General features: G+C 74.8%; 13 protein-coding genes. 1 reads left to right on the forward strand and 12 read right to left on the reverse strand.

The window, feature by feature from the left end:
* The first annotated feature begins 252 nt into the window (after positions 1 to 252).
* Entirely contained in the window at positions 253 to 1,950 is a 1,698-nt protein-coding gene (locus ACFWP2_RS12355; protein WP_380450383.1) for a GAF domain-containing protein, read from the forward strand.
* A gap of 49 nt (positions 1,951 to 1,999) precedes the next feature.
* On the opposite strand, the gene ACFWP2_RS12360 is transcribed toward ACFWP2_RS12355, so the two are convergent.
* The 12 genes from ACFWP2_RS12360 to ACFWP2_RS12415 all read right to left on the reverse strand — a co-directional run bounded on the left by ACFWP2_RS12360 (position 2,000) and on the right by ACFWP2_RS12415 (position 13,698).
* Entirely contained in the window at positions 2,000 to 2,839 is an 840-nt protein-coding gene (locus ACFWP2_RS12360; RefSeq protein ID WP_380450317.1) for an alpha/beta fold hydrolase, read from the reverse strand.
* A 322-nt stretch (positions 2,840 to 3,161) separates the two neighbouring features.
* Positions 3,162 to 3,644, reverse strand: coding sequence for a pyridoxamine 5'-phosphate oxidase family protein (locus ACFWP2_RS12365; protein WP_380450318.1), 483 nt, complete (start codon positions 3,642 to 3,644; stop codon positions 3,162 to 3,164).
* Between the two features lie 202 nt (positions 3,645 to 3,846).
* Entirely contained in the window at positions 3,847 to 4,566 is a 720-nt protein-coding gene (locus tag ACFWP2_RS12370) for a response regulator (protein WP_380450319.1), read from the reverse strand.
* 155 nt (positions 4,567 to 4,721) lie between these two features.
* Complete coding sequence (locus ACFWP2_RS12375; RefSeq protein ID WP_380450320.1) at positions 4,722 to 5,252, reverse strand: hypothetical protein; 531 nt, start codon at positions 5,250 to 5,252, stop codon at positions 4,722 to 4,724.
* Between the two features lie 132 nt (positions 5,253 to 5,384).
* Positions 5,385 to 7,190 (reverse strand): cytochrome c oxidase subunit I, encoded by a 1,806-nt coding sequence (gene ctaD / locus ACFWP2_RS12380; RefSeq protein WP_380450321.1) that lies wholly within the window; start codon positions 7,188 to 7,190, stop codon positions 5,385 to 5,387.
* A 222-nt stretch (positions 7,191 to 7,412) separates the two neighbouring features.
* Complete coding sequence (locus ACFWP2_RS12385) at positions 7,413 to 8,297, reverse strand: virginiamycin B lyase (RefSeq protein ID WP_380450322.1); 885 nt, start codon at positions 8,295 to 8,297, stop codon at positions 7,413 to 7,415.
* Between the two features lie 103 nt (positions 8,298 to 8,400).
* Positions 8,401 to 9,501 carry an AI-2E family transporter gene (locus ACFWP2_RS12390; RefSeq protein ID WP_380450323.1) on the reverse strand — a complete coding sequence of 367 codons (1,101 nt, stop codon included), beginning with the start codon at positions 9,499 to 9,501 and terminating at the stop codon, positions 8,401 to 8,403.
* A 99-nt stretch (positions 9,502 to 9,600) separates the two neighbouring features.
* A complete protein-coding gene (locus ACFWP2_RS12395) occupies positions 9,601 to 10,701 on the reverse strand; it encodes a winged helix DNA-binding domain-containing protein (protein WP_380450324.1) in 1,101 nt (366 codons plus the stop codon).
* A complete protein-coding gene (locus ACFWP2_RS12400) occupies positions 10,698 to 11,399 on the reverse strand; it encodes a glycerophosphodiester phosphodiesterase (RefSeq protein WP_380450325.1) in 702 nt (233 codons plus the stop codon). Before ACFWP2_RS12400 ends, ACFWP2_RS12395 begins: the two co-directional genes overlap by 4 nt.
* Positions 11,396 to 11,860 (reverse strand): hypothetical protein, encoded by a 465-nt coding sequence (locus ACFWP2_RS12405; protein ID WP_380450326.1) that lies wholly within the window; start codon positions 11,858 to 11,860, stop codon positions 11,396 to 11,398. The genes ACFWP2_RS12400 and ACFWP2_RS12405 overlap by 4 nt, the downstream gene beginning before the upstream one ends.
* 97 nt (positions 11,861 to 11,957) lie before the next feature.
* A complete protein-coding gene (locus tag ACFWP2_RS12410; protein ID WP_380450327.1) occupies positions 11,958 to 12,374 on the reverse strand; it encodes a molybdopterin-binding protein in 417 nt (138 codons plus the stop codon).
* Positions 12,375 to 12,513: 139 nt separating this feature from the next.
* The gene (locus tag ACFWP2_RS12415) at positions 12,514 to 13,698 is read right to left on the reverse strand and encodes an ROK family transcriptional regulator (RefSeq protein WP_380450328.1); all 1,185 of its coding nucleotides are present in this window, start codon (positions 13,696 to 13,698) and stop codon (positions 12,514 to 12,516) included.
* Between the last annotated feature and the right edge of the window lie 78 nt (positions 13,699 to 13,776).

Genomic DNA, 13,776 nt, shown 5'->3' on the forward strand with positions numbered 1-13,776 from the left:
ACGGCGGGACGAAAGGCCCGCCCGACGGAGCCTACGGCGGACCCCGCCGTCCGGACCACCGACGCATGGGCACTACCGTGAACACGGCAATCCCGCTGGTCGGCGGCCCCGGAGTGGGGCCGGGCGGCGGGGCCGGCCGTCCGCGGGGCGGACGGGGCCCGTCCGGACGGTGGACGGGCCGGTCAGGGCAGCACGACGAGGAGGACAGCGGTGGGCGGAGCGGACGGCGGCGCGGCGGGTGGCGGCGCGCGGATGCCACGGCTGCGCCTGGACGAGCTGCTGGAGGAGCTCCAGTGGCGGATCGACGCGGCGCGCGGCACGCAGAACCGGGTGCACAGCCTGCTGGAGGCGGTGCTGGCGGTCGGGCGGGAGCTGGACCTGGCGCAGGCACTGCACCGGATCGTGGAGGCCGCCGCCGATCTGGTGGACGCCCGGTACGGGGCGCTCGGGGTGATCGGGCCGGACGGGCACACCCTGTCGCAGTTCCTGACGGTGGGCCTGACGGACGAGGAGATCGCCGAGATCGGCCCGCCGCCGTCGGGCCAGGGCATCCTGGGCGAACTGATCCGCGAGCCGCGGCCGCTGCGCTGCCCGGTGCTGTCGGACCACCCGGCCTCGGTCGGGTTCCCGCCGAACCACCCGCCGATGCACACCTTCCTGGGGGTGCCGGTGCGGGTGCACGGCGAGGTGTTCGGCAACCTCTACCTGACCGACAAGCGCGGTGGGCTGGACTTCGACGAGGACGACGAGGCGGTGATCTCCACCCTGGCGGTCGCGGCCGGTGTGGCGATCGACAACGCCCGGCTGTACGAGGAGGCGCAGCTGCGCCAGCGCTGGCTGCGGGCGAGCACCGAGATCACCCGCAGTCTGCTGTCGGGGGCGCCGCGGCTGGAGGTGGTCGAGCTGATCGCCCGCCGGGCGCGGGAGATCTCGGGCGCCGAGCTGGCGGACGTCTCGGTGGCGCTGGCCGGTCCGGAGGAGCGGGCCGAGGAGCTGACGGTGGAGGTCGCGCTGGGCGGCACCCCGTCCGCGCGGCTGGGGGTGACGGTGCCGGTGGACGGCACCCTGTCGGGCGCCGCGTACGCCTCCGGCTCGCCGGCCACCAGTGACGAGCTGGCCTGCGACAGCCGCTTCCCGGCCGGCCCGGCGGGCCGCTTCGACGGGCTGGGCGCGGCGGTGGCGGTGCCGCTGGGCACCGGTCCCGGGTACGGGCGGGGTGTGCTGCTGCTGGCCCGGGCGCAGGGGCAGCCGGCCTTCGGGCCGGAGGAGACCGGCCCGCTGCTGGGCTTCGCCGACCAGGCCGCGCTGGCCCTGGAGCTGGCCGAACGGCGGCGCGACGCCGAGCAGTTGAACCTGCTGGAGGACCGCGACCGGATCGCCCGGGACCTGCACGACCTGGCGATCCAGCGGCTGTTCGCGACCGGGATGACGCTGCAGAGCGCCGGCCGGCTGATCGAGAGCGAGGCCGCGGCGGACCGGGTGGCCCGGGCGGTGGCCGACCTGGACGAGACCATCAAGATCATCCGCTCGACCATCTTCGGCCTGCGCGCCCACAGCGAGCCCGACCGCGGGCTGCGCGCCCGAGCCACCCGGGTGGTCACCGACGCCCAGGGCACGCTCGGCTTCGCGCCCCGGCTGAGCATGGAGGGCCTGCTGGACACCGACGTGCCGCAGGAACTGGCCGGGCACGTGGTCGCGGTCCTCGCCGAGGCGCTCAGCAACGCCGCCCGGCACGCCCGGGCGTCCCGGGTCGAGGTGACGCTGCGTGCCCTGGCCGGGCGGGTGGTGCTGACCGTGACGGACGACGGGGTCGGCGTGCCCGAGGGCGGGCGGCGCAGCGGGCTGCGCAACCTGGCCGAGCGCGCCGACCGGGTCGGCGGCACCTTCACCGTCGACCCGGCCGAGGGCGGCGGCACCCGGCTGGCGTGGGAGGCCCCGATCGGGTCCTGAGGGCCTCTCGGGGGTTTCGGCGCCCCGGTCCCGGCGCCGGGACCGGCCGTCAGCCCCGCAGGGCGCGCAGGAACCCGAGGAGGTGGGCGTTGAACTCCTCGGGCCGCTCCATGTTCGGGTAGTGCCCGGTGCCCTCGACGGTCACCGCGCGACCGTCGACGACGGTGCGCACGACCCGTTCGGCCAGGCCGATGTGGTCCCCGGAATCGATGCCGCCGTTGATCGCCAGCAGCGGGACGGTGATCCCGGTCAGCCGCTTCCAGGTGTCCGACACCGGCACCAGGTACTGGGGCTCGTCGGGGGTGTGCTTGGCGACGGTGCTCCGGGTCATCTCCTTGAGCCGGCGCACCACCTCCGGGTCGACCTCGTCCAGGGCGCGGTACGGCCCGGAGGCGAGGCGGGTGAACGAGTCGAGCCAGCGCTCGGCGTCGCCCTCGGCGAGCGCGGCGGACTGCTCGGCGGCGAGTTCACCGAGCCAGGGGTCGTTGAACTCGGACTCGCTGGTGCCGTTGCCGCTGATCACCAGCGCGCGGACCAGCTCGGGGTGTTCGAGCGCCAGGTCGAGGGCGATCGTGCCGCCCATGGACAGCCCGATCACGGTCACCGGGCCGAGGCCGAGGTGGCGCAGCAGGTCGGCCACGTCGTCGGCGGGGCGGAAGGGCCGGCTCGCGTTGTCGGAGGCGCCGTGGCCGCGGGTGTCCGGTGCGATCACCCGGTGCCCGGGCAGCAGGGCGGGGAACTGGTCGATCCAGCTGCGGTGGTCCAGCAGGCCGCCGTGCAGCAGCACCAGGGGCTCGCCGGTACCGGCGTCGACGTAGGCGAGGCGGCCGTGGCCGCTGTCGAAGGAGCGCGGGTCTAAGGTCGAATCGTGGGCAGCGGAGTACGTCATGACGGACAATGGTAGGTCGGACGATCTCCACGGCTCCGTCGGCATCGGAGGCACCGTCGGTTCCCTCGGCATCGAACTCGCCCGGACGGAGGCGGCGGCCTGAGCGGCGTCCGGGGCCGGCGCGGCGAGGGCGCCCGGCGGCTGGAGCAACTGCCGGACACCGCCGAGGAGTTGCCGGCCACCGCCGATCGAGGACGCCTCGCTCTTCCGGTCCGGCCCGACCGGCGCCCCGGACCGGCTTCGGACACCGAACTCCCGTGCACCGCCTGGGCGTTGCGGGGCCACCGGAAGGCCGCGAGAAGACCGTGGCGGCGCGACCGGATCAGGCCAGGCAGCGGCCGATGACCAGTTCCGGGCGGATGCGGATGCGGACCGTGCCGCCCGGATCGGCCGCCCTGGTGGCCGGGCGGACCTGCGCGCGGCCGAGGACGGTGACGAACCAGCCCGAGCCGTCCCGGCCGTCCACCTCGTCGGCTTCGAAGGCGATCACCGCGCCGTCCACCGCCCGGGCCAGTTCGGAGCCGGCCGGGGCCGAGAGCAGCACGCCGCCGGGGGCCAGCCGGAACGGCACCGGCAGGACGGCCGGGAGGGCGTCGACGGTGTAGACCACCCGGCCGACGTCGGCCCGGGCGAGCAGCTCCAGCGACCGCTTCCGGTCGAGCTCGCGGAGTTCGGGAAGGTCGGGCCGGCCGAACGGGACGGGCCGGTCGTGCGCAGCGGGCCGGTCGTACGGGACGGGCCGGTCGTGCTGGGCGGGCGGGTCGTACGGGACGGGCCGGGGGGACGGGACCTGGTCGCGGTTCATGCGAGCGATGCTCGCCCGCGGCCGGGCCTGATCGCGAGGGCCGATGGTCCCGGCCGGGCCCGGCGAGAGCCCCGACCGGTGGGCCGTCGGCCCCGGGTCACCGGCCCGGAACCGAAGGGCCGTTCGGCGTCGAACGATGCCGAACGGCCCAGGAGGCCCCGGACAGCTCCGGACAGTCTCGGCCGGCCCCGAGCAGCCGGGATCAGCCCCGGCCGGAGCGCAGCACCGACGGCTGCGCGGCCGCGGAGGCCTGGCGCAGCTCGGTGGCGATCAGGGCGGCCTGCACCCGCCGCTCGACGCCGAGCTTGGCGAGCAGCCGTGAGACGTGGTTCTTGACGGTCTTCTCGGCGAGGTAGAGCCGCTCGCCGATCTGCCGGTTGGTCAGGCCCTCGCCGATGAGTTCGAGGACCTCCTGCTCGCGCGCGGTCAGGCCCGGTCCGGTGGTGACCGGCTGGGCGGGTTCGGCGTCGCTGCGCAGGCGGTTCAGGAGGCGGGTCGCGGCGCCGGGGTCGAGCATCGAGCGGCCGGAGGCGACGGTGCGGACGGCGGCGACCAGGTCGGTCCCGCTGATCTGCTTGAGCACGTACCCGGCGGCGCCCGCCATCACGGCGTCCAGCAGCGCCTCCTCGTCGTCGAAGGAGGTCAGCATCAGACAGGCCAGCCCGGGCATCCGCGAGCGCAGCTCACGGCAGACCGAGACGCCGTCGCCGTCGCCCAGCCGGACGTCCAGCACGGCCACGTCGGGCCGCAGCGCGGGCACCCGGACGAGCGCCTGCTCGGCCGTCGCCGCCTCCCCGACCACTTCCAGGTCCGGCTCGCCGTCCAGCAGGTCGTGCACCCCGCGGCGCACCACCTCGTGGTCGTCCAGCAGGAACACCCGGACCGGCGCCGAGACCTCGGCACCCTCCGTCTTGGTCGCCATCACGCGGCTCCACCTTCGTCACACCCCCGCACACTCCAGCGGGGCCCAGGGCATCATCCCCCGGGCCCGGCCGCCGGCCCAGGGCCCAACGGCCCCATTCCGGCCGGGCCACAGGGCCCAGCCGGTCCGGGAGGCCGGTCCGGGGTCGGCGCCGCTCAGCGCCCCTGGCGCCGTACGTTCCCGAGCCCTATCAGCAGGAAGGCGAGCGCGACGCCCGCGCCGCTGACCGCCGCGAGCGCCACCCGGGGCACCACCGCGCCGCCGCCGGACAGCAGGATGGCGACCGCCCCGAGCGAGGCGACGGCCGCGCCGACCACCAGCCACCCGGCCAGGGCCAGCGGCGGCCGGCCGGAGCGCGGGGCGGGCCCCGCGTCCAGGGCGGCCCAGCGGGCCGCGGTCTCCTGCACCTCCCGGCGGCGGTCCCACAGGGCCCGCACCCGCAGTGCCGTGCCGCCGACCAGTCCGGCGAGCGCGATCTGGGCGGCGGGCCGCCAGTCCGACACGACGAGCAGCAGCCCGCCGGCGAGCGCGAGCGCGGCCCACCACAGCACGCAGGCCGCGGCGGCCGTACGGGTGGAGCGGGGCCGGTCGGCGCCGGCCTGGAGGTCGGCGATGGCGGGCAGGTACCAGACACAGCCGCTCGCGGTGAGGGCGGCGGTGCCGATGGCGAGAACGGTGTGGTTCACGACCCGGCCTTCCTGGTCACGAAGGGGAACGGAGGAGAACGAAGCGGTGGGGAGGAGAAGGGGTGGGACGGGCCGTCCCCGCCCGCCCGGGGGCAGCGACGCGGGCGGGGACGGCGTTCGGGGGGAGCGGGCTCAGCCGCCCGAGGAGGGTGAGTCGGTGGACCCCGACGGCACCCGCGCCCGGTCCGCCCGGCTCAGCGGCCGGTCGTACTTCACCGGCTCCACGTCGCCCAGGTGGGTGGCGGGCTTCCCGCTGTGCTCCAGCACGTCCCGGGCCGCGATGTCCGCGTGGTGGAGGTCGAAGGCCGGGGATTCGGAGCGGATCCGCGGCAGCTTGACGAAGTTGTGCCGCGGCGGCGGGCAGGAGGTGGCCCACTCCAGCGAGCGGCCCCAGCCCCACGGGTCGTCCGAGGTGACCTTCTCGCCGTACTTGGCGGTCTTCCAGACGTTGTAGAGGAACGGCAGGATCGACAGGCCCAGCAGGAACGAGCCGATGGTGGAGACGGTGTTCAGGGTGGTGAAGCCGTCCGACGCCAGGTAGTCCGCGTACCGGCGCGGCATGCCCTCGGCGCCCAGCCAGTGCTGGACCAGGAAGGTCGAGTGGAAGCCGACCGTCAGCGTCCAGAAGGTGATCCGGCCGAGCCGCTCGTCGAGCTTCTTGCCGGTCATCTTCGGCCACCAGAAGTGGAAGCCGGCGAACATCGCGTAGACCACGGTGCCGAACAGCGTGTAGTGGAAGTGCGCGACCACGAAGTACGAGTCGGAGACGTGGAAGTCGATCGGCGGGGCCGCGAGCAGCACGCCGGTCAGGCCGCCGAACAGGAAGGTGACCAGGAAGCCGACCGTCCAGAGCATCGGGGTCTCGAAGCTCAGCGAACCCCTCCACATGGTGCCGACCCAGTTGAAGAACTTCACCCCGGTCGGGACCGCGATCAGGAAGGTCATGAACGAGAAGAACGGCAGCAGGACCTGCCCGGTGACGTACATGTGGTGCGCCCACACCGTCACCGAGAGTCCGGCGATGGCCACCGTCGCGGCGATCAGACCGGAGTAGCCGAACATCGGCTTGCGGCTGAACACCGGGATGACCTCGGAGACGATCCCGAAGAACGGCAGCGCCAGAATGTACACCTCGGGATGCCCGAAGAACCAGAACAGGTGTTGCCAGAGCATCGCCCCGCCGTTGGCCGGGTCGAAGACATGGGAGCCGAACTTGCGGTCGCACTCCAGCGCCAGAAGCGCGGCGGCCAGCACCGGGAAGACCAGCAGCACCAGCACCGAGGTGAGCAGCACGTTCCAGCAGAAGATGGACATCCGGAACATGGTCATGCCCGGAGCGCGCATGCAGATGATGGTGGTGATGAAGTTGACGGCGCCGAAGATGCTGCCGAAGCCGGACAGCGTCACGCCCATGATCCACATGTCGGCGCCGACGCCGGGCGAGTGGATCGCGTCGGACAGCGGCGCGTAGAGGAACCAGCCGAAGTCGGCGGCGCCCTGCGGGGTCGCGAAGCCGGCCGCGGCGATCAGCGAGCCGAACATGAACAGCCAGTAGGACAGCATGTTCAGGCGCGGGAAGGCGACGTCCGGCGCGCCGATCTGGAGCGGCATGATCCAGTTGGCGAAGCCGGTGAACAGCGGCATGGCGAACAGCAGCAGCATCACCGAGCCGTGCATGGTGAACGCCTGGTTGAACTGCTCGTTGGAGAGGATCTGCGTTCCGGGCCGGGCGAGTTCGGCGCGCATGACCAGGGCGAGGATGCCGCCGATCAGGAAGAACGCGAACGATGACACCAGGTACATGGTGCCGATCGTCTTGTGGTCGGTGGTGGTCAGCAGTCTGACCAGGGCCGAACCGGGCCTCCTGGCCCTGACCGCCCCTGCCGGGAGGGTCGTTGGCGGTGAGGTGGGGTCGCCCTGTGCCTGGGTGGCGCTCAAGGACGCACTCCTTCGGAACGTCGTGCGAATGGATGGCGATCCATGATCCGAACAGGCCGCCTCCGCACCCCAGGGCCCTTCGACCCGCCCGCCCGGGGCCGCTGGGCCCGAGTTCCCGGCCCCCGACCGGGACCTCCCGACCGGCCACCCGGCCCGCCCGGGCCCCGCCGTCCGCACCGCCGCGCCCGGCCCACCCGCCGACCGAAAGGAGTTGACGATCCGTCAATTCCTCCCAGGGCCACCCACCATGGCGATCTGCCCGCGCTCCAGCGCCGCGTACACCGTGCCGTCCGGGGCGACGGCGATGCCGTGCGGTTCGGCGCCCTCGCCCGGGACGGGGTGGCCGTCGAACCGTCCGTCCGGGGTGAGCTCCCCGATCCGGCCGGCGCCCCACTCGGTGAACCAGAGCCGGCCGTCCGGCCCGGCCGCGATGGCGTGCGGCCTGGCCGAGCGATCGGCCAGCGGATACTCGGTCACCTTCCCGTCCACGGTGATCCGTCCGACCAGCCCGCCGCCGATCCCGACGTACCAGAGGGCGCCGTCCGCCCCGGCGGTGATCCCGACCGGCGCGGTGCCCCCGGTGGGCAGCCGGTGGACGGTCACGGCGCCGTCCGTACCGACCCTCGCCACCGCGTCCGCCTGGTTGAGCGTGCACCACAGCGCCCCGTCCGGCCCGGCCGTGATCAGCGACGGGAACACCCCTTCGACCGGCAGCGGGTACTGGGTCACCTCGCCGTCCAGGGTGATCCGACCGACCCGGTTCGCGTTCAGCTCGGTGAACCAGAGCGCCCCGTCCGGCCCGGGCGTGATCCCGTACGGCCCGGGGTTCTCGCCCGGCAGCCCGAACGACCCGGTCTCCCCGGCCGCGTCGATCCGCCCGATCCGGTGGTCGCGCATCCGGCTGAACCACATCGCCCCGTCCGGCCCGGGCGTGATCACCGAAGGCCCGCACCCCGGCGCCCCGAGCCCGTAGCGCTCCACCGCGCCGTCCGGGGCCAGCCGCCCGATCTCGCCGCTGTGCACCAGCGTGAACCAGACGCCTCCGTCGGCCCCCACCGCGATCCCGTACGGCCCGGCCCCCGCCTCGGCCACCTCGATCAGTTCCATGCGGCCCCTCCCCTCACACTATTGCGACTCATTTCGCATTAGTGATGCTCACATGACGCCCCGCCGGACGGCAACCCGATTTCCGCCCCGCCCCGCCGGGTGCTCAACGCTCCGGCGCCGCCGACCGGTCCGGGTCGCCCCTCAGCACCGAGATGACGCCCATTCCGGCGGCGCAGACCGGCACGGCCAGCAGGGCGCCGATGATGCCGGCGATCCCGGAGCCGGCCACCACGGCGACCATGATGGTGGCCGGGTGCAGCTCCACCGTGCGGCTCTGGATGACCGGCTGGAGGATGTTGCCCTCGATCATCTGCACCGCGAGCACCACCCCGAGCGCCCAGAGCGCCGTACCGACGCCGCCGTCGGCGAGGGCGACCAGGACCGCCGCCGTGCCGGACAGGAAGGCGCCGACGAAGGGGATGTAGGCGCCCATGAAGACCAGCGCGCCCAGCCCCGGCGCGCCCGGCACGCCGAGGGCGAGCAGGCCGATGGTGATGAAGCTCGCGTCGATCAGGGCGATCAGGGTGGTGCCGCGCATGAACCCGGCCATCGCGTCGAAGGCCCGCTCGGCGCAGGCGATCACGGTGGCGGCGCTACGGTCGGGAAGGTAGGAGCGGATGGCCTCGCCGGTGCGGTGGCCGTCCCGGAGGAAGAAGAACACCAGGGCGAGCGCCAGCACCCCGCCGGTGATCAGCTGGGTGAGCAGGCCGAGCCCGGAGAGCACCCCGTTGGTGAGGGTGGAGACCAGCGAGTTGGTCTCGCCCTTGGCGTTGCTCAGCGCGTGCTGGATCTTCGCCCCGAAGGGGCCCAGCCAGCCGGCCAGCCGCCGCCCCGCCTCCGGGAGCAGGACGGCGATCTGCGGGGCGCTGTGCACCAGGGAGTTGACCAGCAGGGCGATCACCCCGCCGACCGCGGCGACCAGCACCGTGCAGGTCAGCCCGGCGGCCAGGCCCCGCGCGACGCCCCGGCGCACCAGCCAGGGCACCACCGGGTAGAGCAGCGAGGTCCCGAGCAGCGCCAGCAGGAACGGCACGGTCGCGGCCCGCAGTTCGACCAGCGCGAAGACCACCAGCGAGGCGACGGCGATCAGCAGGATCACCGCCACCGACCAGGCCGCCGCCTGCCGCAGCGCGGGCGGCAGCATCAGGTACGGCCTGCGGTGGTCCGGCGGCCGCTCCTCGCCGGGCGCGCGCTCCACGGACACGGTCGCCTCCGCCGGGGGTTTCGACGATTCCGAACCGCCCCAGCTCAGCAGAGGTTCCGACGGGCCGCGCGGCGGACCGGCCGGGAGCACCCGAACGAGCTACCCGGGCCCGTCCTCGAACCGCACCGCGCCGTCCTCGCCCGCCCCCGCGAAGGCCAGGACCCGCCGCGCCTCGGCCTCGGCCGCCTGCCGGTCGGCCCGGCACAGCGGAGCGAACGGGACCACGCCCACCTCCCGCTCGCCGGTCAGCCGCCAGGTCCCGGCGACCAGCCCGTCCACCAGGAGCGTCCCGTGCACGATGCCGTTCTGGGTCATCACCCGGCCCCGGTACTCCTCGGGCAACACCCGGGTGCGGTCGGCGTGCGAGAGCAGCAGGTTGTCGAACGGGGCGACCAGCCGGACCGGCGCGGGGGTGTCCTCGTCGGGGCGGGGTGCCTCGGGCAGGTCGTACAGCTGCCGCCCCTGGTCGTCCCGGAAGGCCGCCAGGCGCGGTGCGAGCCGCCGCAGCACCGGGGCGAGGCCGGCCAGGCCGCACCACTTGCGCAGGTCGGCCGCGGAGGCGGGGCCGAAGGCGGCGAGGTAGCGCAGCACCAGGTCGTCCGGGCTGGGTGACGGGTCGAGCGGGCGGCCGAGCCAGGCCTCGGCGGTGGTGTGGGCGGCCGGGCCGCCGCGCCCCCACAGCCCGCGCGGCGGGACCTGCACCAGCGGCAGCCGGCAGCGGGCGGCCTGGGCGAGGGCGGCCGGGTCGCGGTCCGGGCGGCTCTCGGCGAGCAGCGCGCCGAGCTGCTGGAAGGTGCGCGGCCGCTCCTCGACCAGGGCGCGGGCCTCGGCGGCGAGCGCGTCCAGGTCCAGGCCGGTCAGCCGCTTGCCGTAGGTGGTGCGCAGCGCCTGCTCCAGCATCGGCTGGAGGAGCGGGCGCAGCGTCAGGCAGTCCTCGGCGGTGACGAGGTGGATGGTGCCGCGCTGGAGGGCGACGCGGACCACCGCGCGCTGCTCGATCAGCGTGCTCAGCCGCTCGGGCGTGAAGCCGTCGAGCCGGGCGAGCAGGCCGAGGTAGGGCGGCTGGGGCGCGGCCTGGGCCTGGAGGCCGCCGAGGTGGTGGATCAGGGCGGCGGGCGCCTGGTCGGTGCGGGCGAGCAGGTGCTGGCGGGCCAGCAGGGCGCGGCCGAGCGCCCGCCGGCCCAGGACCGGTGCGGTCACCGGCGGCCGTCCAGCACGGAGCGCAGCACGCCGATCCGGTTGGTGGTGATGGAGGCGACGCCGGCCTCGCGCAGTCGGCGCATGGTGCGGCGCAGGTCGGCGGTCCAGGTGGAGACGGCGAGGCCCTGGTCCGCCGCGGCGGCGGTGAACTCGGGGGTGACCAGGCCGAACGGCGGGTTGAGGTAGCGCGGGCGCAGGTCGTCCAGCAGGGCGCGCACGGGCATCCTGGGCTGCTTCCAGGTGAGCGCGATCTCGGCGTCCGGGCTCAGCTCGCGCACCGCGAGCATGGCGGCGGTCGGGCCGCAGAAGGCGACGGCGCGTTCGGCGCCGAGCCCGGTGACCACCGACCAGGTGGCCGCGGCCGGTCCGGCGTCGTCCAGGTCGATCAGCAGTCGGCGGCCGTCGACGGCGGTCACCGCCTTGAGCGCCTCGGCCAACGTGGGGACGGCCAGCGGCCCCTGCCGCAGCTCCTCCAGCTGTTCGGCGGTGACCCGGTCGATCGTCCGGGGGTCCCCCCAGAGCCGCTCCAGGGTGCGGTCGTGCAGCAGCACGGGCACCCGGTCGCGGGTGAGCTGGACGTCCACCTCGACGGCGTCGGCCCCGGCGGCGAGCGCGGACTCGACGGAGGGCAGGGTGTTCTCGCGGTAGCGGTACGGGTCACCGCGGTGGGCGACGGCGAGCGGCTTGGCGACGGTCATCTGATCCTCTCAGCGAGCCAGGGGGTGAGGTCGTGGACGCCGATGCCCTCGCGGTGGCTCGGTTCGCCCGGGACGGTGATGATCAGCGTGGTGGACGGCGGGAAGGTGCGCGCCTTGACGTGCACCAGGTCGGACCAGAGGGCGTTCAGGAAGCCGGGGACGCGGTCGCGGTCGACGTCGAAGGCGATGCCCTCGACGGTCACGGTGACCTCGTCGTGGGTGAACAGCCGGACGGTGACGGCGGGGCGGCCGTCGAACTCCAGCAGGGCCTCGTGCGGGATGGCGTCCGGCTCCCCGTCCGGGCCGCCCGAACCGCCCGGGCCTCCCGGGCCGACCAGACCGGCGAAGGTCTGGTCGCGGCCGATGTCGTGCTGGGCGCGGACGGTGCGGCCGTGCCGGTGGGCCACGGCCTCGATCGCGAGCACGGCGCTCTGGGTGGTCGGCAGGTGCGGGGGTGGCATCCGGGCCTCTCGTTCGGTTCCGGGACTCGGGCGGCTCGTACGGCTCGTACGGCTCGGGCCGCTCGGGCCGCTCATAGGGCTCGTACGGCTGGACCGGTCAGCGTCGTTCGATCATCACATTGGTGGACTTGATGACCGCCGTGGCCGGTGCGCCGGGCACCAGGTTCAGCTCCTCCGCCGACTCCCGGCTGATCAGGGACACCACCCGGAACGGCCCGGCCTGGATCTCCACCTGCGCGGCCACGTCACCGAGCACCACATGGGTGACGATCCCCGGGAAGCGGTTGCGCGCCGAGGACGGCCGGCCCTCGGCCTCGGAGTTCTCCGGCCGGGCCAGCTCCCGGGCGAAGGCGGCGAGCTCGGCCCCCGGGATGATCCGGTGCCCGTTCTCGTCCCGCGCGGCGGCGACCCGCCCGGCGTCCACCCAGCGCCGCATGGTGTCGGCGCTGACGCCGAGCAGCGCCGCGGCCTCGCCGATGCGGTACGGGTTGGCCGGCGCCTCGGGCTGGCCCATGAGCGTCTCCTGACGGTGGTTCGGGATCAGGGGGTGAATGCCCCCGCGCCATCCTGCCGTACGGACGACGAGGGTGATCACCTCAGGGCTTGTCCTCGGGCTCCTGCCCGCGGAAGTCCGCGGACGGGCCCGAGGGCCGTCACGGCTCGCCGAAGAGGTCGCGCCGCACCGCGTCCCCGGCGGTGAGCACCGCCCCGGCGAGCACCGCGCCGCCGCCCGCCGTGCCGGCCCGCACCTCGGTGCTCAGCGGGGAGAGCCGGGCCAGCCGCCGCTCGACCCGGCCGGCCAGCTCCGGCCCGCCGGCCCGGCCGATCTCGCCGCCGAGCACCACGCAGCCGGGGTCCAGCACCACGCAGACGCTCGCCGCTCCGATGGCGATCCGCTCGGCCAGCTCGTCCAGGAAGTCCTCGCCCTCCGCGCCGGCCGCCAGGGCGGCCCGGACGGCGGCCTCGGCGGCGGGGGCGTCCCCGACCGGGTCGGCGGGCAGCCCGTGGGCGCGGGCCAGCGCGCAGATCGCGGCACTGCCGACCAGGCCGTGGAAGCCGCCTTCGCAGCTGTCGGCGCTGGGCAGGCCGACGGTGCCGGGCACGGGCAGGAAGCAGATCTCGCCGGTGCCGCCGGAGAAGCCCCGGCGCAGCCGCCCGTCCAGGATCACGGCGGCGCCGACGCTGTGGCCGAGCCAGAGCAGCACGAAGGTGTCGCGGTCGCGCGCGGCGCCGACCCGGTACTCGGCCCGGCCGGCCAGGTTGACCTCGTTCTCCGGGATCACCTCGGTGCCGGGCAGCTCCCGCAGCGCGGCGAGGAGTTCGGCGTGCCAGGCGGGGAGGTTTCCGGTGCTCTGGAGCCGGCCGGTGGCCGGGTCGACCAGCCCGGGGGCGCCGACCGCGACGGTGTGCAGCCGTTCGACGCCGGCGCCGCGGGCGGTGTCGAGCAGGGTGGCGACGATCGTCCGGGCGGTGTCGGGCCCGCCGTCGCCGTCGACCGGGACCTCGGCGGTCGCCAGGCTGCGCCCGGCGAGGTCGGCGACGACCAGGCTGACGCCGCCGGAGCGGACGTCGAAGGCGGCGAGGTGGGCCCGGGAGGCGACCAGCGCGTAGAGGCGGGCGTTGGGGCCGCGCCGCTGTTCGCCGCGCTCGCCGACGACGGCCACCAGGCCGGTGCGCTGGAGGCGGTCGAGCAGGTCGGCGACGGTCGGCCGGGACAGGCCGGTGAGGTCGCGCAGCTCGGTCGCGGTCAGCGCACCGTGTTCGAGCAGGAAGTTGAGCGCCAGCCGGTCGTTGATCGCCCGGGCGGTACTCGGCGTGGCCGTACGCGCGGTGGTCATGGCAGATCATCCTTCCAGAGCATTTCTATCAGGGTCCCTTCCTGATAATTTATCGACCGTCACAGGGCACTGTCGCGC

Source organism: Kitasatospora sp. NPDC058444 (assembly GCF_042721415.1).
Lineage (GTDB): Bacteria > Actinomycetota > Actinomycetes > Streptomycetales > Streptomycetaceae > Kitasatospora.